The sequence below is a fragment of the Gemmobacter lanyuensis genome, assembly GCF_014652355.1.
Lineage (GTDB): Bacteria > Pseudomonadota > Alphaproteobacteria > Rhodobacterales > Rhodobacteraceae > Gemmobacter > Gemmobacter lanyuensis.
The window spans coordinates 1-19,849 of the sequence record NZ_BMYQ01000007.1 but is presented as its reverse complement, the minus strand read 5'-3'; the positions used below and the strand labels follow the sequence as shown (position 1 = coordinate 19,849).

General features: G+C 63.5%; 20 protein-coding genes. 5 read left to right on the top strand and 15 right to left on the bottom strand.

All coding sequences use genetic code 11. The annotated features are described in order from the left end of the window. Positions 1-36: 36 nt before the first annotated feature. Positions 37-1,713 (bottom strand): cis-3-hydroxy-L-proline dehydratase, encoded by a 1,677-nt coding sequence (gene lhpI / locus IE101_RS11965; RefSeq protein WP_189634079.1) that lies wholly within the window; start codon positions 1,711-1,713, stop codon positions 37-39. Positions 1,714-1,889: 176 nt separating this feature from the next. Here lhpI and IE101_RS11960 point away from each other — a divergent pair, with 176 nt between their 5' ends. After that, positions 1,890-2,546, top strand: coding sequence for a helix-turn-helix domain-containing protein (locus tag IE101_RS11960; RefSeq protein WP_189634078.1), 657 nt, complete (start codon positions 1,890-1,892; stop codon positions 2,544-2,546). Positions 2,547-2,570: 24 nt separating this feature from the next. After that, positions 2,571-3,608 (top strand): Ldh family oxidoreductase, encoded by a 1,038-nt coding sequence (locus IE101_RS11955; protein ID WP_189634077.1) that lies wholly within the window; start codon positions 2,571-2,573, stop codon positions 3,606-3,608. Between the two features lie 57 nt (positions 3,609-3,665). Here IE101_RS11955 and IE101_RS11950 read toward each other — a convergent pair whose 3' ends face one another. The 4 genes from IE101_RS11950 to IE101_RS11935 form a co-directional block, all read right to left on the bottom strand. After that, positions 3,666-4,391 carry an amino acid ABC transporter ATP-binding protein gene (locus IE101_RS11950; RefSeq protein ID WP_189634076.1) on the bottom strand — a complete coding sequence of 242 codons (726 nt, stop codon included), beginning with the start codon at positions 4,389-4,391 and terminating at the stop codon, positions 3,666-3,668. Further along, positions 4,384-5,037, bottom strand: coding sequence for an amino acid ABC transporter permease (locus tag IE101_RS11945; RefSeq protein WP_189634075.1), 654 nt, complete (start codon positions 5,035-5,037; stop codon positions 4,384-4,386). The genes IE101_RS11950 and IE101_RS11945 overlap by 8 nt, the downstream gene beginning before the upstream one ends. Before the next feature lie 12 nt (positions 5,038-5,049). Beyond that, positions 5,050-5,715 carry an amino acid ABC transporter permease gene (locus tag IE101_RS11940; RefSeq protein WP_189634074.1) on the bottom strand — a complete coding sequence of 222 codons (666 nt, stop codon included), beginning with the start codon at positions 5,713-5,715 and terminating at the stop codon, positions 5,050-5,052. 64 nt (positions 5,716-5,779) lie between these two features. Then, positions 5,780-6,577, bottom strand: coding sequence for an ABC transporter substrate-binding protein (locus IE101_RS11935; RefSeq protein WP_189634073.1), 798 nt, complete (start codon positions 6,575-6,577; stop codon positions 5,780-5,782). 220 nt (positions 6,578-6,797) lie between these two features. Between IE101_RS11935 and IE101_RS11930 the strand changes: the two genes are divergently transcribed. Both IE101_RS11930 and IE101_RS11925 read left to right on the top strand, forming a co-directional pair. Then, positions 6,798-7,517: a GntR family transcriptional regulator gene (locus tag IE101_RS11930; RefSeq protein ID WP_189634072.1), complete on the top strand. Its 720-nt coding sequence runs from the start codon at positions 6,798-6,800 to the stop codon at positions 7,515-7,517. 123 nt (positions 7,518-7,640) lie between these two features. Further along, a complete protein-coding gene (locus IE101_RS11925; protein ID WP_189634071.1) occupies positions 7,641-8,597 on the top strand; it encodes a dihydrodipicolinate synthase family protein in 957 nt (318 codons plus the stop codon). Positions 8,598-9,484: 887 nt separating this feature from the next. Here the strand turns inward: IE101_RS11925 and IE101_RS20140 are convergent. Beyond that, positions 9,485-9,859, bottom strand: coding sequence for a hypothetical protein (locus IE101_RS20140; RefSeq protein WP_465253867.1), 375 nt, complete (start codon positions 9,857-9,859; stop codon positions 9,485-9,487). On the opposite strand from IE101_RS20140, the gene IE101_RS20135 reads away from it, so the two are divergent. After that, positions 9,740-10,756, top strand: coding sequence for a methyl-accepting chemotaxis protein (locus IE101_RS20135; protein WP_465253866.1), 1,017 nt, complete (start codon positions 9,740-9,742; stop codon positions 10,754-10,756). The genes IE101_RS20140 and IE101_RS20135 overlap by 120 nt on opposite strands. 7 nt (positions 10,757-10,763) lie before the next feature. Here IE101_RS20135 and IE101_RS11915 read toward each other — a convergent pair whose 3' ends face one another. The 9 genes from IE101_RS11915 to IE101_RS11875 form a co-directional block, all read right to left on the bottom strand. Continuing rightward, positions 10,764-12,356, bottom strand: coding sequence for a GMC family oxidoreductase (locus IE101_RS11915; RefSeq protein WP_189634070.1), 1,593 nt, complete (start codon positions 12,354-12,356; stop codon positions 10,764-10,766). 4 nt (positions 12,357-12,360) lie between these two features. Beyond that, the gene (locus IE101_RS11910; protein ID WP_189634069.1) at positions 12,361-13,398 is read right to left on the bottom strand and encodes an NAD(P)-dependent alcohol dehydrogenase; all 1,038 of its coding nucleotides are present in this window, start codon (positions 13,396-13,398) and stop codon (positions 12,361-12,363) included. Then, positions 13,395-14,489 (bottom strand): zinc-binding dehydrogenase, encoded by a 1,095-nt coding sequence (locus tag IE101_RS11905; protein ID WP_189634068.1) that lies wholly within the window; start codon positions 14,487-14,489, stop codon positions 13,395-13,397. Before IE101_RS11905 ends, IE101_RS11910 begins: the two co-directional genes overlap by 4 nt. Before the next feature lie 6 nt (positions 14,490-14,495). After that, positions 14,496-15,263 carry an SDR family NAD(P)-dependent oxidoreductase gene (locus IE101_RS11900; protein WP_189634067.1) on the bottom strand — a complete coding sequence of 256 codons (768 nt, stop codon included), beginning with the start codon at positions 15,261-15,263 and terminating at the stop codon, positions 14,496-14,498. Between the two features lie 3 nt (positions 15,264-15,266). Next, complete coding sequence (locus IE101_RS11895; RefSeq protein ID WP_189634066.1) at positions 15,267-16,307, bottom strand: ABC transporter ATP-binding protein; 1,041 nt, start codon at positions 16,305-16,307, stop codon at positions 15,267-15,269. A 3-nt stretch (positions 16,308-16,310) separates the two neighbouring features. Continuing rightward, on the bottom strand, positions 16,311-16,493 hold the full coding sequence (locus IE101_RS11890) for a DUF2160 family membrane protein (RefSeq protein ID WP_189634065.1): 183 nt from the start codon (positions 16,491-16,493) through the stop codon (positions 16,311-16,313). A gap of 3 nt (positions 16,494-16,496) precedes the next feature. After that, entirely contained in the window at positions 16,497-17,345 is an 849-nt protein-coding gene (locus IE101_RS11885) for a carbohydrate ABC transporter permease (protein WP_229804138.1), read from the bottom strand. Further along, entirely contained in the window at positions 17,342-18,217 is an 876-nt protein-coding gene (locus IE101_RS11880; RefSeq protein WP_189634064.1) for a carbohydrate ABC transporter permease, read from the bottom strand. The genes IE101_RS11885 and IE101_RS11880 overlap by 4 nt, the downstream gene beginning before the upstream one ends. A 76-nt stretch (positions 18,218-18,293) precedes the next feature. Further along, positions 18,294-19,709 (bottom strand): ABC transporter substrate-binding protein, encoded by a 1,416-nt coding sequence (locus tag IE101_RS11875; RefSeq protein ID WP_189634063.1) that lies wholly within the window; start codon positions 19,707-19,709, stop codon positions 18,294-18,296. Positions 19,710-19,849: the final 140 nt, after the last annotated feature.

The following is a 19,849-nucleotide window of genomic DNA, read 5'->3' as shown; positions in this document are numbered from 1 at the left end:
TTGTCAGGTTCGAGCAGGTGGCCGCGCCACCTGCCGTTACCCGATCCAGCCGGGCGGCGTGGCCGGGGCTGCGCCGCTGCAGGCGGTTTCGGCACAGGCGGCAAGACTGCCGAAGCGTACTTCGCGCTGGCAGAGGCCGGGTGCATAATGCGCATATTTGCCAGAGTTCGTCATCAACACGCGCGCTTCCGGCGGGAAGACCGGCTCGGAAATCGAACACCAGCAAAGATCGGGCACCAGACGCACGCCGCTGCTGCGCAGGCTTGCCGCCGTTCCGTCGGCCTCGATCTCGGACAGGGTGGCGCGGCCCAAGGTGATGATGGCTGTAACCTTGGGGTGGACGTTGCGACCCGCCATCAGCCGGGCAAAGGCGCGACATTCAGGGGCCGAGAAATGCGGGCTGCCCAAGGCCACCAGATCAACCTCTCCGCCGCCCGCGTTGAACAACGACCAGAGCCGGGCGAAATCCTGCAGGCCAATCGCCACTGTCGTCGCATCGGGGGTGGGGGGCAGACCGGCCTCGGGCGTGACGCCTGCCACATGCAGCATCGGCGAAGCCGAGGTCGTCCCGAAGGCGGCACAAAGCGCCTTGAGATCATCGGGGCTCGGGCGGCTGTCTTCCAGCCCGCGGATCAGCGGAATGCAATCCGGCGCGGCCTGTCCGACCAACCAGCCCAACATCGGCCAGAAGGCATCATCGGCCCCAGCCGGTCGCGTGACAGTCACAATGCGGCGGGGGGCGCGCTGATGGTCCAGGTAGACACCCGAACGCGGGGCGCGCCCCGTCAGGGCGATGCAAAGATCAAGGAAATCAGGATGTTTGACGGTGCGCGCACCCAGAACGCTATTGGCATAGATCACCGCGTTTGATTCGGCCCAGGCGATATCTTCGCCGAGAGAGGGGCGATCCTCGAACAGATAGGGGGCGCAGGTGAAGCTCGGTCGTGCGCCCATCTCCACATAGGCATCGGCGAGCTGGCTGGCTGGTGTGCCGAAGCTTTCTGCTACACCCTGAAGCCGCCAGTTCGCGTGATCGACCGAAATGGCGTTCATCGTTGTCGGAACCTTCACCCTTGCGCCCAGGTCGGCCATGCGGCGGGCAAAGGTCAGGAACGCCGGGCTGGCATAGATGCAGCCGTCGATATGGACGCGGCTGACATCGGTCAGCTCGGTTGCCCCTTGCACTGCGGCCATCGTGCAAAGTGTCTCCATCGCGATTTGCGCGGCCGGGCCGGACCCGCCCCCCAGCATCGCCAGATCCGTCTCGGATAGAACCAGCGCCTCGGTGTCGATGGCGGTCAGGGGCAAGCGCAGATCGCCGGCAATCAACTCGGCGCCGGTCAGGCTGGCCGTATCTTGCCGGCTCAGCGCCGCATAGCTTTCGGCCGACAGGCGCAAGACGGCGATCTGACGATCGAACATGCGCGAGGCAATCAGCGCCCCCAGTGTGAGGATGTTTTCCTCTTCGCGAAAGATCAGGGCCGCCGGGGCCGTCCCGGCAAGGGCAAGCCCCAGCAGGACGCCGCTGCCGGTGCAGGAGCCGCGGCTTGTCGGCATCATCACGACACGCCCCGAAAGGGATGCGCCATGTTGGGGGTGAAGGGCGTCGATGATGGTCCCGGTCTGGGCATCAACCCCGCCCCAGACGCTCAGCCCTTCGTCACAGACCAGGATTTTTCCACCGACTTCGGCCGGAACCACGATCTTGTCCATCCATCTTTCTCCGAAATCTGCCGTTACGTTAACTGCCGCGTGCCTTTGCGGCCATCTCACAGAAAAAAAGCCTTGCGGCCTCTATCTTTGCGGGCTGCCAGCGGGCAGAAATCCGCCGTTGTATGGAACAAGGCCATATGCATAGTAGAGTGAAACTGGTAATAAAAGAAAAATCAATGGCCGATGTGAAAACTGAGGGCTCTTTCATGGATCAGGATGGCGATATCGACGAGACCTGGCCGGAAGAGCGCGAAAAGCTCCGGGCGGATCTTGGGCAGCGGATGAAGACGCTGCGGCTCGACTGTGGTCTGACGCTGGAAGGCGCAGCGCAGCGGACGGGTCTTGCCTTGTCCACCATCCACAAGATCGAAAATGGCCGCGTCTCGCCCAGCTATGAAAATCTGGTGCGTATCGCACGCGGCTATGGCGTGGGAATGGAGCAGATCCTTTCGGCCGAGGAAGGCAGCCAGACCGCGAAAACCCGCATGACTGTGACCCGTGCCGGGACCGGCAGCAAGGTTCGCGGGGCGTTTTACGAATATGAGGTGCTGTGCAGCGCCTTGTCCGAAAAGAAGATCATCCCCCTGATTGCGCGGGTGGATCGGCATGCGCCGTTGCAGGCCCGCGATCTGGGGGCGCATGAGGGTGAAGAATGCGTCTTCGTGTTGTCGGGCACGATTGAGCTTGTGGTTGAACACTATGCCCCTGTTGAAATGTCGGTAGGCGATTGCGCCTATTTCGACAGCACGCTGAAACACGCGATCCGGGCGACGGGCGAAGGGGATGCGACAATCTTCTGGACCTCGACGGTGCTGAATTTTGTCCGCAACTGAACCTGATCCATCCGGAGGCCTGCCTTGACCGCTTTGCGCAGCATTTCGATTGCCGAACTTCACCGCAGGGTCGTGAATGTCCTTCAGGGGGCGGGTATCCGGTCGGAAACGGCGCAGTCAATGGCGCGCGTCATCGTGGCGGGTGAACGGGACAACTGCAAATCCCACGGCATATACCGGCTGGAAGGTTGCCTGCGCGTGCTCAAGGCCGGGAAGGTTGCTGGTGACGCCGTGCCGCAACTGTTGCCGGGGTCCGGTCCGGTGCTGCAGGTGCTGGCCGGCGGCGGGTTTGCCTGCCCGGCGTTCGAGCTTGCCCAGCCCGAACTCGTGGCGCGGGCCGAAACGCTGGGTTTGGCGGCGCTGGTGATCCGCGACTGTCTGCATTTTTCCGCGCTTTGGTATGAGGTTGAGCTCTTGGCTCGGGCGGGTCTGGCGGCGCTGTCCATGTGCCCCAGCCATGCGGCTGTGGCGCCTGCTGGCGGCACGGCGCCGCTCTTGGGGACAAACCCGCTGGCCTTTGCCTATCCGCGCACCGGCGCGCATCCGTATGTCTTTGACTTTGCGACCAGTGTTGCCGCGCGGGGCGAGATCGAGCTGCACCGCCGCGCGGGCAAACCCTTGCCCGAAGGCTGGGCAATGGATGCCGACGGCAACCCCACCACGGACCCTCAGGCCGCGCTGGATGGCGCGATGCTGCCTTTTGGCGGCCACAAGGGTTCGGCCATTTCCACGATGATCGAGCTGATGGCCGGCGCCATGCTGGGTGAATTCATGAGCGCCGAGGCCCATCGCGAAATGGGCGGGACGCGGCTTTTGCCACGGCATGGAGCGCTGATCCTTGCGTTCAAACCCGCGCATTTCGCTGCCGGAAGCGGGCGTGACCCGATTGCCGAGGGCGAACAGCTGTTTGACGCCATTGCCGGGCAGGGGGCGCGGCTGCCCTCGCAGCGCCGCTATGCCGCACGGGCGCGGGCCGAGGCCGAGGGGATCTTTCTGACAGAGGCGGAATTCGAGCAGTTGGACCGGCTGGAACGCCTGGGCCTGGCCGCCGTCGAAGATTAAGAGAAAAGCCCCGCCCGGAGCAGCCGGACGGGGCGCACATTTTGGGCCGCGCAGGTCTCAGGCCTGTGTCAGCTTGACGAAAGCGGCCGTCTCCGGGTGCTGCGGGTTTTCGAAGATCTGCTGCGGCGCGCCGATTTCGGCCATGACACCTTTCGAGAAAAACGCAACGCGATCCGAGACTTCGCGCGCAAACTTCATTTCATGCGTGACGCAGATCATCGTCATGCCTTCAGAGGCGAGCATCCGAAGCGTATCGAGCACCTCACCCACCAGCTGCGGGTCCAGCGCCGAGGTCACTTCGTCGAACAGCATGTAATCGGGCGACATGGCCAGCGCGCGGGCAATCGCCATGCGTTGCTGCTGGCCGCCCGACAGGCGCGTGGGATAGACGTTCAGCTTTTCGCCCAAGCCGACATGGGTCAGCTGTTTCACGGCAATCGCCTCGGCCTCGGCCTTGCCCAGACCCAGCACCTTGCGGGGGGCGAGCATGACGTTTTCCAGCACCGTCAGATGCGGGAAGGCGTTCCACTGCTGGAACACGATCCCAAGCTTGCGGCGCAGTTTGTTCAGGTCGGTGCCGCGGGCGTGAACCTCGGTCCCGTCCACGGTGATGCGGCCGGAATCGATGGGCTCCAGCCCGTTGATGCAGGTCAGCAGCGTGGACTTGCCCGACCCGGACCCCCCGATGATGGTCAGAACCTCACCCTTCGGAACGGTCAGGTTGATGCCCTTCAGAACTTCCAGCGGACCAAAGGATTTACGGACGTTTTCGATCTCAATCATTGGACCACCGTTTTTCGAGGTAGCCGCCGAAGCGGGCAATAGGGAAGCTGATGACGAAGTAGAAGGCGCCACAGATCAGCAGCAGCAGCAGCGGCTCTTGCAGGCGCGTGATGAGGATCTGCGTCGATTTCAGCAGCTCGGTCACCTGCACGATGTAGACAAGCGCCGAATCCTTCATCACCCCCAGCGCCAGGCCGATCCACGAGGGCAGCGCCACGCGGGTGGCCAGCGGCAGGACGATATAGGCCATGTCCTGCGTCCATGTCATGCCCAGCGACCGCGCGGCGCGGCGCGTGGTCGGCGGCACGGCGCCCACAGCCCCGCGCACGATCTCGGCGCAATAGGCGGCGGTATACAGGGTCAGCACGCCGCAGGCGACGCTGAAGCCCGACAGCTTGAGCTTCAGAACCATGCCGAGGAAGGCATTGGCCAGAACCAGCTGGATCAGCAGCGGGATCGAGCGGAACACATCGAGCAGGAAGGTCAGGGGTGCGGCCCACCAAGGGCCGACCTGGAAGCGGAAGATCCCGAAGATGATGCCCAGGATCGTGCCCAGCACGACGGCAATGGCGGTGACGACCAGCGTCATGCCTGCGCCCTGTGCGAGGAAGATCAGGTCTTTGGTGGTCAGTGCGGTTTCAAACATCGCTCGCTCCCCTCAGTACCGGAACAGGCGGGCGGCGATCAGGCGCGCACCGATCTGGACGATCTTGGTCATGACGTAGAAGATGACGGCCGCCAGTGCGAACAGCTCGAAGGTGCGGAAGGTGAGCGCGTTCAGATCCTGCGTGACACCATAAAGGTCAAAGTTCATGCCGACCGTCACGCCGAGAGAGGTCATCAGGATGGCCCAGACCATCTGGTTGGTCATCGGCAGGAAGGCGATCCGCAGCATCTGCGGCAAGACCACATGGACGAAGGCCTGGATCGGGTTCATGCCCAGCGACCGTGCCGCACGGGTCTGCGTATCCGGAATCGCCTTCAGCGCGCCGCGGAAGTTCTCGGCCAGATAGCCCGCATTGTTGAAGGTGATCCCGATCAGCAGGGACACATAGGGGCTGAGATGCAGGCCGAACGAGGCCACGCCGAAATGGGCGATGTAAATCTGGAACAGGGCCGGCGTATTGCGCGCGATTTCCACCCAGGTGGTGACGATTGCCACCAGCGGACGGATGCGCGACAGGCGGAACCCGGTCAGGACCACGGCCAGCACGATGCCGATCGCCATGGACAAAAGCGCAAGCTCGATCGTGACGAGTGCGCCATCAAGCATGAGAGGAAGCTTGGCGAATGCCTGCTTCCACTGGAAGGTATAGGAGAACATGATCGCCTCTTGTCGGTGCGATGGCGAAGGGGATGCGCGCGTTTCGCGCACATCCCCACGACAATCAGCGGTAGGCGTTCGGAACCGTCAGGTTGGGCACTTCGCCACCGACCCACTTGCCATACAGCTCTTCATAGCGGCCGGTGCGGACCTGCTGGTTGACGAAGAGGTTGAGGAAGTTGATCAGGCCGTATTCTTCACGGTTGGTGAAAAGCGCAACATAATCGGTGTCGAACGGGGCTTTGCCGACGACCTGCACACCGGCGTAGTTGCCCGATTTGACATTGGCCTGCGCCACGGTCGAGGTCGAGACGGTCGCGTCCAGCTGGCCCTGGCTCAGCGCGAGGAACACGTCGGCCTGGGTCTGGTAGGGACGGAATTCGCCCTCACCCCAGGCTTTGACCTGCTCTTCCAGCGCGATCGCCTCATAGGTGCCGGCGACGGCGCCCACGACCTTGCCCTTCATGGTGTCGAACGAGGTCACGCCCGACTTTTCATTGGCGGTCACGGCCATTTCGAAGGCGAAGTACGGCACGCTGAAGCCGACCGTCTTGGCGCGTTCCAGCGTGTCCGAGGTCGAGGCGACGCCCACGTCCACACGGCCCGACATCAGCGCCGGGATCCGCTCGGGGAAGGGGGTTTCCACGATTTCGGCGGTCACGCCAAGCGCGGCGGCCAGATCGTTGCAATAGTCAACGTCGAAGCCCTGCGGGTTGTTGCTTTCATCCCGGAAACCCATCGGCGGGAAGTCCAGCACGACCGCGCAGCGCAGGGTGCCCGAAGCGATGATGTCGTCCAGCTTGTCCGCTTGGGCGAGGCCGGTGGTGGCCAGAAGCGCCGTTGCGGCGAGGAGCATTTTCATTGGGAGTCTCCACTGTTGATTCGAGTTTCTTTCTCATCGTGTCACGCGTTTGCGTCTTTGGCAAAAGATTTTTATTATATGAAAAAACTTGCCAATAGGCGCATGGACGTTAACCAAACGCCCCAAATTCGGGCAGCTTAGACGAGGAATGTGGTCTTGTCGCCCGGCTTGTCCTGTCGGAACGAAGCCCTATCCTGCGCCGACCCAGACGAGGATCAAGATGACCGACGCAGAAAGCCCGACCCCCGGCACCGATCCTGCCGACCGCAAGCGCGGCGGCGGGGCCAAACTGGCCTATGAGACGCTGCGGGATGAAATCCTCGATCTGGTGCTGGCGCCCGGCGAGCCGATCGACGAGGCAAGTCTGGCCGAGCGCCTTGCCATGTCGCGCACCCCGGTGCGCGAGGCGCTGGTGCGGCTGGCGGGTGAGGGGCTGGTGACCATGCTGCCCAACCGCTCCACCATCGTGGCGCCGGTCGATTTTCCGAACCTCTATGCCTTCTTCGATGCGCTGACGCTGATGTATCGGGTGACAACGCGCCTTGCGGCCGAGTTTCACCAACCGGCCGATCTAGATGCCATCCGCGCCCGTCAGGCGGTCTTTGCCCGCGCGGTACAGGCGGGTGACACTGCCGCGATGATCACCCACAACCGAGATTTCCACGCCGCCATCGCCGAGGCGGGGCGCAATTCCTATTACACCCAGCTGTTCGTGCGTTTGCTGGATGAAGGGCGGCGCATCCTGCGGCTTTACTACTACCCCAGCTTCTCGGCGCAGATGCCCCATCCCTACATCCTGGAACATGAGGCGATCATCGCCGCTGTCGCGGACCGTGATGTCGAGCTTTGCGACACGCTGGCCCGCGAACATGCCGACCAGATCGTTCGGCAGATCCAGGAGATGATCGCCCGCGACCGGCGGCAGCATCTGCGCCTTTAGGTCAGCTGCCCGCACTGGCGGGGCCAGGGGTTAGCCTGGCAAAAAACTTGTCGACAAACTATATGCAAGACGTATGCTGACATCATCCAAACAGATTCGACCGTCCCGCAGGAGGCACGCGCAATGGATTGCAGCATTTTCACCGGAACCATCCCGGCCCTGATGACGCCTTGCAAGGCAGACCGGACCCCGGACTTCGACCTGCTGGTCGCCAAGGCCAAAGACCTGATCGCACAGGGCATGTCGGCCGTGGTTTACTGCGGTTCGATGGGCGACTGGCCGCTTCTGACCAATGAATGGCGCATGGAAGGCGTCGAACGTCTGGTGAAGGCGGGCATCAAGGTCATCGTCGGCACCGGGGCCGTGAACACCGCCACTGCCGTGGCGCTGGCCGCCCATGCCCAGAAGGTGGGCGCGCATGGCCTGATGGTGATCCCGCGGCTCTTGTCGCGCGGCACGGTTCCCGCCGCGCAGAAGGCGCATTTCAAGGCGATCCTCGCCGCCGCACCGAACCTGCCGGCCGTGATCTACAATAGCCCCTATTATGGCTATTCCACCAAGGCGGAACTCTTCTTCCAGATCCGTTCCGAGCACCCGAACCTGGTGGGCTTCAAGGAATTCGGCGGCTATGCCGATCTGTCCTATGCAGGCGAGCACATCACCTCGGGGTCGGATGACATCAAGCTGATGATCGGCGTCGATACCGCGGTCTTCCACGGCTATGTCAACTGCAACGCCGACGGCGCCATCACCGGCATCGGCAATGTCTATCCGCGTGAGGTTCTGCATCTCACCAAGCTGTGCAAAGCTGCGGTTGCCGGGGACGCCGAAGCCCGCCGTCTGGCGTTCGAGCTGGATACTGCAATGCAGATCCTGTCCGAGGTCGATGCCGGCCCGGATCTGGTCCTGTTCTTCAAGCACATGCTGGTGACGCAGGGCGATGCGGCCTACACGCTGCATTTCAATGAAGGGGATGAGCTGTCGGCCGCGCAGAAGGGCTTTATCGAAAAGCAGATGGCGCTGTTCAGCGGCTGGTATGCGGATTGGGCCTCGAAACTTGCGCCGCAGCACGCCGCCTGACGCGGATCACGATACGACAAGATGGGGGTGGGGCTTGGCTCCGCCCCCAATTTCATTTGCGGGCCCCATTGTCTTTGCAGGACCGTTTGACCGACCCGTTCCGCTGCTGAGTTTGATATATATCAAGTGAATTGGCCGAAATGGATCGGAGTGTCACACCTTTCGGATTGACGCGCCACATCCCATGGGTGCTCCGGCACAGCGGATGGTCAGCATGCATGCATCCTCCTGAACATATCACATCAGTACCCAAGCTGACGTTAAGGTACTTGCATCAGGACGCAGACACGCGACTTTTGACGGCGAAGATGACCTTCGCGCACCCCGGACAACCTGCCTTTCCGCTAAGATAGCGCGAATTGACAATGTTCAAGGGCGCTGCCGCCGCAAAAGACAAATGCCGTATCGTGGACATATGTTTTGGCGACGTTTGAGCAGAGGCCGCGCGATCCGGACTTTCACCGCCATCTCCGTCTCAACGGTCATGGCCAGTCGTGACGCCGATCGTAGGACAAATCGTGGCACTCTCCATCAAGGTCAAGCTCGTCTCCACCTTTCTCATCATCTTCCTTTTGGGCGGCGTGGCGCTGGAATTCGCCTTCATCAACATGCGAACCTACAGCACGACGCTGGACGACATCATCAATGATGACGTGAAGCGGTTGCTGCTGATCGAAGAGGTGCTGCTGCAGGAAGAGGTGCTGCAAGGTCTGGGGCGCGAGGCCCTGATCCAGGGCTCGCGGCAGGATGACCAGCGGGTGAAGCGCGTGTTGGAAGCCCTGAAAGTCCCGCAACAAAAGATCAAGGACAATCTTGAGACCCTGCGCCCCATGCTTCCGGTGGAAGAGGTGGCGCTGCTTGAACAGGCGCTGGGGTTGCAGACCGCCTCAAGCGCCACGTTGCTTCAGGCGTTGGACCTGCGAAAGGCAGGGGACAGCGTTGCCGCGGCCGACCTGATGCTGGAAAAGGGTTTTGAGGCGTCGCAGGCCGCGGTTGCCGCGACACTGAAGCTGCGCGAGGTTGCCAGCGATGACATGTATCTCGCGCAGGATGAGGTGGATGCCCATTTCGTCAAGACGCAATGGATCTTGATGGCGATCAGCACTGTTGCCGTGGTGGTGTCGCTGGTTTCGGCGGCCCTGCTGATCTGGTCGATCACCTCGCGGCTGACCCGCACCGTCGATCTGGCGCAAGCGGTGGCGCAAGGCGATCTGCGCCGCATGGTCGAGGTCCGGGGACGTGACGAAATCTCGGTCGTGCAGAAAGCGGTCAATGATATGGTTGCCCACCTGCGCGGCGTCGCGCAAAGCCTGACCGTGTCGATTGACGAGGTTGCCTCGGGGGCAACCCAGACGGCGGCCACATCGGAGGAACTGTCTCAGGGGGCGATCGAACAGTCCGCCGCGTCGGAAGAGGCATCTTCGGCCATTGAACAGATGGCGGGGAACATTCGCCAAAGTGCCGAAGATGCGGCCCGGACCGAGCGGCTTGCCGCGCGCGCGGCCACCAATGCGCGGGCAAGCGGCGACGCCGTGGCCCAGGCCGTCACCGCCATGCAGACCATTGCGGAACGCATCCTGGTGGTGCAGGAAATTGCGCGCCAGACTGATCTTCTGGCCCTGAACGCGGCGGTTGAAGCCGCACGCGCCGGCGAGAATGGCCGCGGCTTTGCCGTGGTCGCGGGCGAGGTGCGCCGTCTTGCCGAACGCAGCCAAACCGCCGCGGCCGAGATTTCGCAGCTGTCGTTCACCACGGTTCATACCGCAGTCCAGGCTGGGCAGATGCTGGATGGCCTTGTCCCCGATATCGGCGAGACGTCCGATCTGGTGGGCAGGATTTCATCCGGTCTGCAAGAACTCGCCTCGGGTTCGGCCCAGATTGCCACGGCGATCCATCAGCTTGACCGCGTGACGCAGGAAACCACCTCGGCATCCGAGGAGCTTTCGGCCAGTGCGGTGCAGCTTGCCGGTCTCGCGGATGAGCTGCAGGGCGTGGTGGCCTTCTTCAAGGTGGACGCGCAAACGCCTGACGAAGGGCCAAGGCCCGCGTCCGCCCGGCCGGCGATCGCGCAGGCGGCGGGGCTGCCCCTTGATCCGGCGACCGTTGAGCATGCCAATGGGAACACGGCAAAGGGCGCACGCCGCAGCGCCGCGGCCTGACCCTGCTTCAGGCGCGGCCTTGCAGGATCAGCTGGGCCGCGCGACTGGCCAAGGCCAGGGTCGGCGCGTTGGTATTGGCCGCCGGGATCACTGGCATCGCCGAGGCATCGACGATGCGCAGCCCCGCAACCCCCATGACACGCAGCGCCGCGTCCGTGACCCGGCCCATCGCGCAGGTGCCGACGGGGTGGTAATTTGTCTTCACCGTGGCGCGGATATGTCGGTCAAGCGCGTCTTCCGACCAGTCGCCCGCGCCGGGCAGGAGCGCGCCGGTCACCATTTCGCGGAGGGGCGGGGCGGCAAGGATGTCGCGCGCGCGCCGGATGGCGGCCCGCATCGCGGCGAAATCTGCCGGATCGCGCAGGAAGCCGGGGTCCACCAGCGGCAGGCCATCCGGGTCGGCCGGGTTGATCCGGACGCTGCCGCGGCTTTGTGGACGGGCCAGACAGGGTGTCAGCGTCAGGCCCCAGGTCGGGTCGATGCCGCTGACGGTGCGGTCAAGGTAGACCGTCGGCACGCAATAAAGCTGGATCAGCGGGCGTGGGTCATCGCCAAGGGGCAGGAAGGCGCAGGCCTCGACCCCAGTCGAGGTGACAGGACCGCGCCGCGACAGCAGATAGCGCAGCCCGTGGCGCAGCATGTTCAGCCCCCGGTCCTGCCCGAAGTACCCCATCCCCCGTTGCAGGGCAGAGATCACCGGCACTTCGCAATGGTCCTGCAGGTTCAGGCCGACCTCGGGCAGATCCGCCAGAACCGCGATGGCTGCCGTCTGCAGATCCGCCGCCGGGCCGAGGCCGGAGCGCAGCATCAGATGGGGGGTCGCAATCGCGCCTGCGGCAAGGATCACTTCTTGCCCGACTTCGGCCCGCCGGGTCTGGCCCAGATGCTGATAGTCCACCCCGATCACCCGACCCGCGACCAGCCGCAAGCGCTGCACCCGCGCGCGGGTGACGATAGTCAGCCGGGGGTTGCGACGATGCGGGGCAAGGAAGGCCCGCGCGGCGGAGCTGCGCCGCCGCAACCCCGCATCGATCGTGTGCTGCATCCGCCCCGCGCCGGCCTGCACCGCCCCGTTGAAATCTTCGTTCAGCGGGATGCCAAGTGCGGCGCAGCTTTGAAGGAAGGCTGCCGTCACCGGGTTCATATGCCCCAGATGCGACACCTTGAGCGGCCCATCCGTGCCGTGGAATGGCCCCGCCAGATCGGTGTTACCCTCCATCGCGGTGAAATGCGGCAGCATGGCGTCATAGCTCCAGCCCGGATCACCGGTCATCGCGGCCCAGCTGTCGTAATCCTCGCGCTGGCCGCGCAGATAGACCATGGCGTTGATCGCAGAGCCGCCCCCCAGAAGACGGCCCTGCGGGATGATCAGGCTGCGGCCGTCAAGCTGCGGCTGCGGCACTGTGGGGTAGTACTTCAGATAGCGTTCCGAATTGAGGAACTTCATATAGCCCGCAGGCAGGTCCAACAGCGGGTGTCCACGCGGTGGCCCTTCCTCCAAAAGCAGGACGGTGGCCCCGGCCTCGATCAGTCGGGCCGCCACAAGGCAGCCCGCCGATCCTCCGCCCACGATGATGTAATCCGCCGCCGCCTGTGCCATGATGTCAGGGCCGCAGACGGATCTGGATCTTCACGTCGGTCGGCCGTGCCTCGACCGCACGGTCGAAGGCGGCGACGGACTGGTCAAAGAGCAGCGTCGCTGAAATCAGCGGCCGCAGATCCACCTTGCCCGAGGCAATGAGCGCAATCGCCCGGTCATAGACATTGGCATAGCGGAAGACCGTCTCGATCCGTGCCTCGCGCGCTTGCAGGCCCACGATGTCGAAGGGCACCGGATCGACCGGCATCCCCACCAGAACGATGGCCCCGCCGGGTGCCACGATCCGCGGCAGATCAAGGATCGCAGGCGCCGCGCCGGAGCATTCAAAGACCACGTCCGCGCCCCAGTTCGCGGTTTCGCGGGCCACGACCTCGGCCAGCGATTCTTCGCGCAGGTTGACCGTGGTCACGCCCGGATATTGGCCGATGATCTGCAGCTTGGGCGCCGCAAGATCGGAAATGATGACCCGCGCGCAGCCCCCGGCAAGGGCGGCCAGCGCCACCATCATGCCAATAGGCCCGGCGCCGGTCACGACCGCCACATCGCCCGGCTTGATCCGCGCCCGCAGGGCCGCCTGCATGCCGATGGCGAAGGGTTCGACCATGGCGCCTTCGGCAAAGCTGACGTGATCGGGCAGCTTGTAGGTATAGGCGGCGGGATGCACCACCTCGGGCGCGAGGCAGCCGTGGATCGGCGGCGTTGCCCAGAACCGCACCGCCGGATCGACGTTGTAGATGCCCAGTTTCGCGGCCTTGGAATTGGGGTTGGGCAGGCCCGGCTCCATGCAGACGCGATCCCCCACCGCCAGATGCGTGACGGCCGCGCCGACGGCGATCACTTCGCCCGCGGCTTCATGCCCCAGCACCATGGGGGCGTTCACCACGAAGGGGCCGATCTTGCCATGGGTATAGTAATGCACATCGGAGCCGCAGACGCCGACGGTATCCACGGCGATCTTCACATCCTGCGGGCCGACCTCGGTCGGCAGGTCGATGTCACGGATATTCAGAACGCCTTTGCGTTCCAGCACCAGCGCCTTCATGCTACGCCCCCCGGTTCGAGAATGACCTTGAGCGAGCTGCGCCCGTCGGCCGCAATGTCGATCCCCTCGTGGAAGCGCGACAGGGGCAGGCTGTGGGTCAGGATGTCCTCCATCGGCAGGCGCCCTTCGGCGATCATGCGGATGGCATGGGGATAGGTGTTGGGCGAAAGGTGCGCGCCGTGGATATTCAGCTCCTTGCTGTCGCCGATGATGGTCCAGTCCACGGTGACCGGGTCCTTGAAGACGGAAAACTCGACGAAAGTCCCCAGCTTGCGGATGGCCAGAAGCCCCTGTTCCACCGATTTGCCCGCGCCCGTGGCCTCGATATAGACATCGCACCCATAGCCTCCGGTCAGATCGCGGATCGCCTGCACCACGTCCGTCTCGGCGGGGTTCATCACGATATCCGCGCCGCAGCGCCGCGCCAGCTCCAACCGATGGGGGTTGAGGTCCAAGGCGATCAGCTTGGCGGGGTTCTTCATCCGCGCCGCCGCCACCATGCCAAGGCCAAGCGCACCGCAGCCGGAAATCACCACCACATCATTGAAGCCGATGTTGCCCCGGTTCACCGCATGGATGGAACAGCCCAGAGGTTCGACAAAGACGCCATGGCGGGGGTCCATCCCTTCCGGCAGACGGTAGTTGCGTGATTTGGCGGGGTAGACCATGTATTCGGCCCAAGACCCCTGCGTGACCCGGTGAAAGCCGTAAAGATCATGGGGCTGGCACATCCAGTAATTGCCCTCGCGGCAGAACCGGCATTCACCACAGGGCACGATCTGCTCTGACACCGCCACATCGCCCACCGCCAGCCCGTGCAGATCGCCCGCGCCTTCGCCAAGCGCCACCACGCGGCCCACGAATTCATGGCCGGGGATCACATCCGTTTCGGCATAGGCTTTGCGGTTGACATCGCCCCAGAACATCGGCGTGCCCTGAAAGCATTTCACATCGCCCGCGCAGATGCCCGCGGCAATCACCTGCACCAGCACCTCGCCGGGGCCGGGGCGCGGCACGGGGCGGGTTTCCAGGCGGTAATCGCCCGGTCCATGGCAGACAACGGCCTGCATCGTTTCAGGAATTTGGCTCATCTCGGATCACCAGCAGGTATAGCCGCCATCCGCCGTCACGACCGATCCGGTCATGTAGCTGGCTGCGCTTGAGGCAAGGAACAGAACGATGGAGGCGATCTCCTCGGGTTGGCCCGCGCGGGCCATCGGGGTCAGCTCCATCCATTTCGCGGCCATGACGGGATCGTCCACCATGGCATATTTCGTCATCTGCGTTTCGATATAGCCGGGCGCCACGGCATTCACCCGCACCCCCCGGCCTGCCCATTCGGCGCCCATCGACCGCACCAGATGATGCACCGCGGCCTTTGAGGCGTTGTAATAGCTCTGGTTCTGCGGGCGGTTCGAAATCTCGCCCGAGATGGAGCCGATCGCCACGATCGCGCCTTTGCCCGCCCCCAGCATCTGCCCGCCAAAGGCCCGCGCGGTGTGAAGAACGCCGAAGAAATTGGTGTTCATCACATCCTGCACCAGCGCATCATCGGCGGTTTCGGCGGCGGTGCCCGACCGGGCGATGCCCGCATTGGCCACGACCACATCCAGCGGCCCCAGCTTCGCGGCCAGCGCATCGGTTGCGGCGCTGTCGGTCACGTCCAGCACATGCCATTCGGCACTATGCCCCGCCGCAGTCATATCGCCCGCCACCTGTGCCAGCATGGCCGCATCGCGGGAGGTCAGGATCACATGCGCCCCCGCCTCGGCCAAGGCCTGCGCGCAGGCAAGCCCGATGCCCTGACTGGCGCCCGTAACCAGCGCGCGCTGGCCCTTCAGGCTGAATTGTTCAAGGATGCCCATGGCTTATCTCACCCTTTGTCCGCTGGCGGTGTCAAAGAACAGCACCTGACCCGCGCCCAGATCAAAGCGCAGCTCAGTGCCCAGTTCGGGGCGGAACCGCTTGTCGCAGCGCAGGTTCACGCGATGAGGCCCCATTTGCAGCACGACATAGGTGGCCTCGCCTGTCGGCTCGACCTCATAGACCGTGCCGGTGAAGCGCCCGGCCTCGGTCACGGTGGTATCCTCGGCCCGGAAGCCAAGCGTGAGCTGACCCGTGCCGGGGCAGGGAAGGCCGGTGATGCCGGGGGCGGAAAACTGTCCGCCCGTGGCGGTGCCCGCCAGGAAGTTCATGGGTGGCGACCCGATGAAGCCCGCCACAAACAGATTGGCCGGATCGTCATAGATTTCATCCGGGGTGCCGACCTGCTGAATGGCTCCGTCATTGAGCAGCACCACCCGGTCGGCCAAGGTCATCGCCTCGATCTGGTCATGGGTCACATAGATCATGGTGACGCCAAGGCTGCGCTGCAGATGCTTGATCTCGGCCCGCATCGCCACCCGAAGCTTGGCATCGAGGTTCGACAGCGGCTCATCCAGCAGGAAAACCCCCGGCGACCGGACCAAGGCCCGTGCCAGCGCCACGCGCTGACGCTGCCCCCCCGAAAGGTCGCGCGGGAAGCGCGCAAGGTAAGGCGTCAGGTCCACCTTCCTGGCCGCCGCCTCGATCTGCGCTTGCCGCTCTGCCTTGGCAACCTTGGCCACTTTCAGCGGATAGCCGATGTTGTCGGCCACGGTCATATGGGGGTAGAGCGCGTAGTTCTGGAACACCATCGCCACATTGCGGTCGCGCGGATGCAGCTGCGTGACATCGCGGCCATCAAAGCGCAGGGTACCTGCCGTGATCGCCTCAAGCCCGGCAATCATGCGCATGGTGGTGGATTTGCCGCAGCCCGAAGGCCCCAGCAGCACCAGAAATTCGCCATCGGCAATATCGAGGTCCAAGGGCTTGAGCACCGTGACGGCGCCATAGCTCTTGCCGACCCCTTCAAGGGTGACGCGGCTCATGTCTTATCCTTTTCTGATGATCCACTGGCCGAGGACAACCGACAGCAGGGTCGAGACCCAGAGCGGCGCAAAGGGTTCAAGGAACCGCATCCACAGCAGGGAAATGGCGACGAACAGCACGACCGAAATGAAGATGCGGTCAAAGGTGTTGGTCTTGATGGGCAGGAAACCGGTTTTCTGGGCCATGATCTATCCTTTCACGGCGCCGAAGGTGAGGCCGGCCACGATGTGCCGCTGCACCAGCGCCAGAACCAGCGCGGCAGGCGCCAGCGTCAGCATGGCCACGGCGGCCAGTTGGCCCCAGTTGGTGCCGGTCACGGTAACAAACTCGGCCAGTCCGGTGGTGATCGTCCGCGCCTCGACTGAGGTGAGCGTGGAGGCGAAGAGATACTCGTTCCAGGCAAAGACCCAGGTCAGGATGCCGGTCACGGCAAGGCCGGGGCGGGCCAGCGGGAAGATGACCGTGGTCAGCACGGTGAAGGTGCTGGCCCCATCGACATAGGCGGCCTCGTCCAGCTCGCGCGGGATGGCATCGACGATGCCCTGCAACAGCCAGAAGGCAAAGGGCAGGTTGAACACGCAGTAAAGCAGGATCAACCCGAGGCGCGTGTCAAAGAGGCTCCAATCCCCCAGCTTGATCCCGGTGAACATCAGGAACAGCGGCAGAAGGAACACGGCCGGCGGCGCCATCCGGTTCGTCAGCACCCAGAAGAACAGATTGTCCTTCCCCGCCAGTGCAAAGCGCGACATGGCATAGGCCGCGAGCAAGGCCAGAACCGAGACCAGCACCGCGTTCGAGGTGGCGACGATCAGCGAATTGGTCATGTATTTCTGGAAGGTGGGGTTCGCCAGCACGGCGGCGTAATTGTCCCAGGTCATCGCAGAAACATCGAGCAGGAACGAGGGTTTGCCAAACAGGTCCGCCCGCGACCGCACTGAAACCAGGAACATCCACCAGACCGGCAGCAACGTCAGCGCCGACATCGCGAGCCAGAACAACACCGTCAGCAGACGGGACTGCAGGAAACCGCGTTTCACCGGGTCTTCTCCTTCATGCCGGTCATGGCGACATAAAGCAGCCAGCACATGACAATGGTCAGATAGAGCGTGATCAGCGACATGGCCGAACCATAGCCGTAATCGGTTTTCGGAAAGACCACGCGCCAGATATGCAGGCCGATGAATCGCGTCTCGGCCCCCGGCCCGCCGCCCGTCAGCATCCAGACCTCATCCACCGTGCGCAGCGCATCCATCAGGCGGATGAAGACCGTGGTCAGCACGACAGGCTTCAGGAAGGGCAGGGTGATGTCCCAGAAGATACGCCATTCGCTGGCGCCATCGATACGCGCCTGTTCCAGCGGCTCTTCCGGCAGGTTCGACAGCCCCGCCATCAGGGTCAGCGTGACCAGCGGCGTCCAGTGCCAGATGTCCATCGCCACCACCGTGGCAAAGGCCTGATCCGGGAAGCGCGACAGAATGTATTTCACATCGAACCATTGCTGCATCCAATGCGGGATCGGCCCTAGCCCCGGCACCGTCATCAGCCGCCAGGTGGCGCCGACCGCAATCGGCGCGATCATCAGGGGCAGCGTGTGGATGGTGCGGAACAGCCCCTTCAGCGGCATGTCGCGCAGCAGCATCTTGGCGAGGAAGAACCCGATCACCAGCTGGCTCACCAGCACGAAAGCGGTGAACTTGAAGGTCAGCCACAGCGATTTCAGGAATGCCGCATCAAAGACCAGCGCGCGGAAATTGTTGACGCCGCTGAATTGCGGTTCAGGGTTCTGGGCGAAGGTGTTCCAGTCAAAGAACCCCACGACCAGGACATAAAGGAACGGCAAAAGGCCGGTCACGAAGAGGATGAACAGGGTGGGCGCGATCAGCAGCCAGCCTGTGGTGGTATTGCGCATGCGCCCACTCCGATCTTGTGGTGGCAGGGTCCGGCGGGGCTCAGGGACCACCCCGCCGGATTGGAAGCGGATGGCGTCAGTTGGCGCCGTAGCCCAGCTTGGCCAGTTCCGCATCCGCCGCCGCCGCCGCCTGATCGAGAGCATCCTCAGGCGAGAGCGAACCAACGATCGCCTCATAGATGAAGGGGGCCACCGCCTCGCGCACTTGCGCGTGGAACGGGAAGGCGGGCGCGCCTTTGAAGAGATGGCCCTTGTCCTTCATCATGGTGAAATAGCCGTCCGCCTTGGCATCAACCTCTTTCACCTTCGGATCATCGAAGGTGGCCTGATGCACGACGCGCGACCCGGCCACGGCCCAGTCGGCCTGCACTTCGGGCTGGCCGATGAACTGCAGCCACAGAAGCGCCGCTTCCTTGTTCTTCGAGGAATGCGGGATGCCGAAGGCGCCGCCGTCATAATAGCCGATATAGCCTTCGCCCTTTTCGGCCGCTTCCATCACGCCCGGATTGGTGGGGGGCAGTGCCACGCCAACCTTGCCCACGACGGTGGATTTTTCCGGATTGGTCGCGATCCAGGCGGCGTTTTCGCCGTAAACCCAACCTTGCGCCGCACGGCCGGCCGCGAAGGTCGAGGCAACCTCGTCCCAAGTCGAGGCGGTGGCTTCCGGCGGGGCAAAGTCCAGCAGACCGACCCAGAACTTAAGCGCCTCTTTCGCCTCGGGCGAATTCATCCGGCCGCCTTTTTCGACCGATGCCGCACCTTTGGCTGCGTCGATGCCCCAGTCATAGACGCCATAGGTCGGCGCGATGGATTCGAAGAATTCATAGAAGGCCGCCGGATGCCCCGAGGACGCCTGCACCGTGGTGCCCCACAGCTCGTCATCCTGGCTCAGATCGGCGAAGTATTCGGCATTGTCACGCCATTGCGCGAAGGTCGTGGCCGGGGCCAGATCATAGCCATATTTGGCCTTGAACGCCTCTTTGTGGACCGGGTCTTCGAACAGGTCCTTGCGGTAGAGGTAGACCTTGATGAAGGCCTCCATTGGCACGCCGAAGATATCGCCGTTCTCGCCGCGGAAGTTGTCGATGAAGGTGGTGAAATCCTCGACCTTGAATTCGGGCGCTGCCAGATCGGGCTTGTCCTTCAGCATCTGGGTGATGTCGACCAGGAAGTCGCGCGCCAGGTAGGAATAGATGATGTCCTGTTCGATATAGACGAAGTCATAGATGCCCGAATTGGCCTCCATGTCCTTGATCGCCTTGTCAAACATCTGGTCCCAGGACGTGGTTTCGAATTCGACCTTGATCCCGGTCTTTTCGGTGAACTGCGGCGCCAGCACGTCACGCACATAGTTGGACGGCGGGGTGCTTTCCGAAACGCCGCGGATCGTGACGCCCTGCAGCTTGGCGCCCGCGTCCGACCAGAAGTCGGCCCGGGCAGGCGCAGACAAAGCAAGGGCGATCGCCGAAGTGGCGAGCATCAGTTTCAACATGTTTTCCTCCCATTTGGACCTTCGGCGCGGCCCTGCGCGGCCCGGTGCGGTCAACGCACTCGCGGGATGTCCAGTTGGATACAACCCAACTTCATCAGTTAAACGGCTAAGCAATTGATACTATTGAGCCTGGAAGGCCA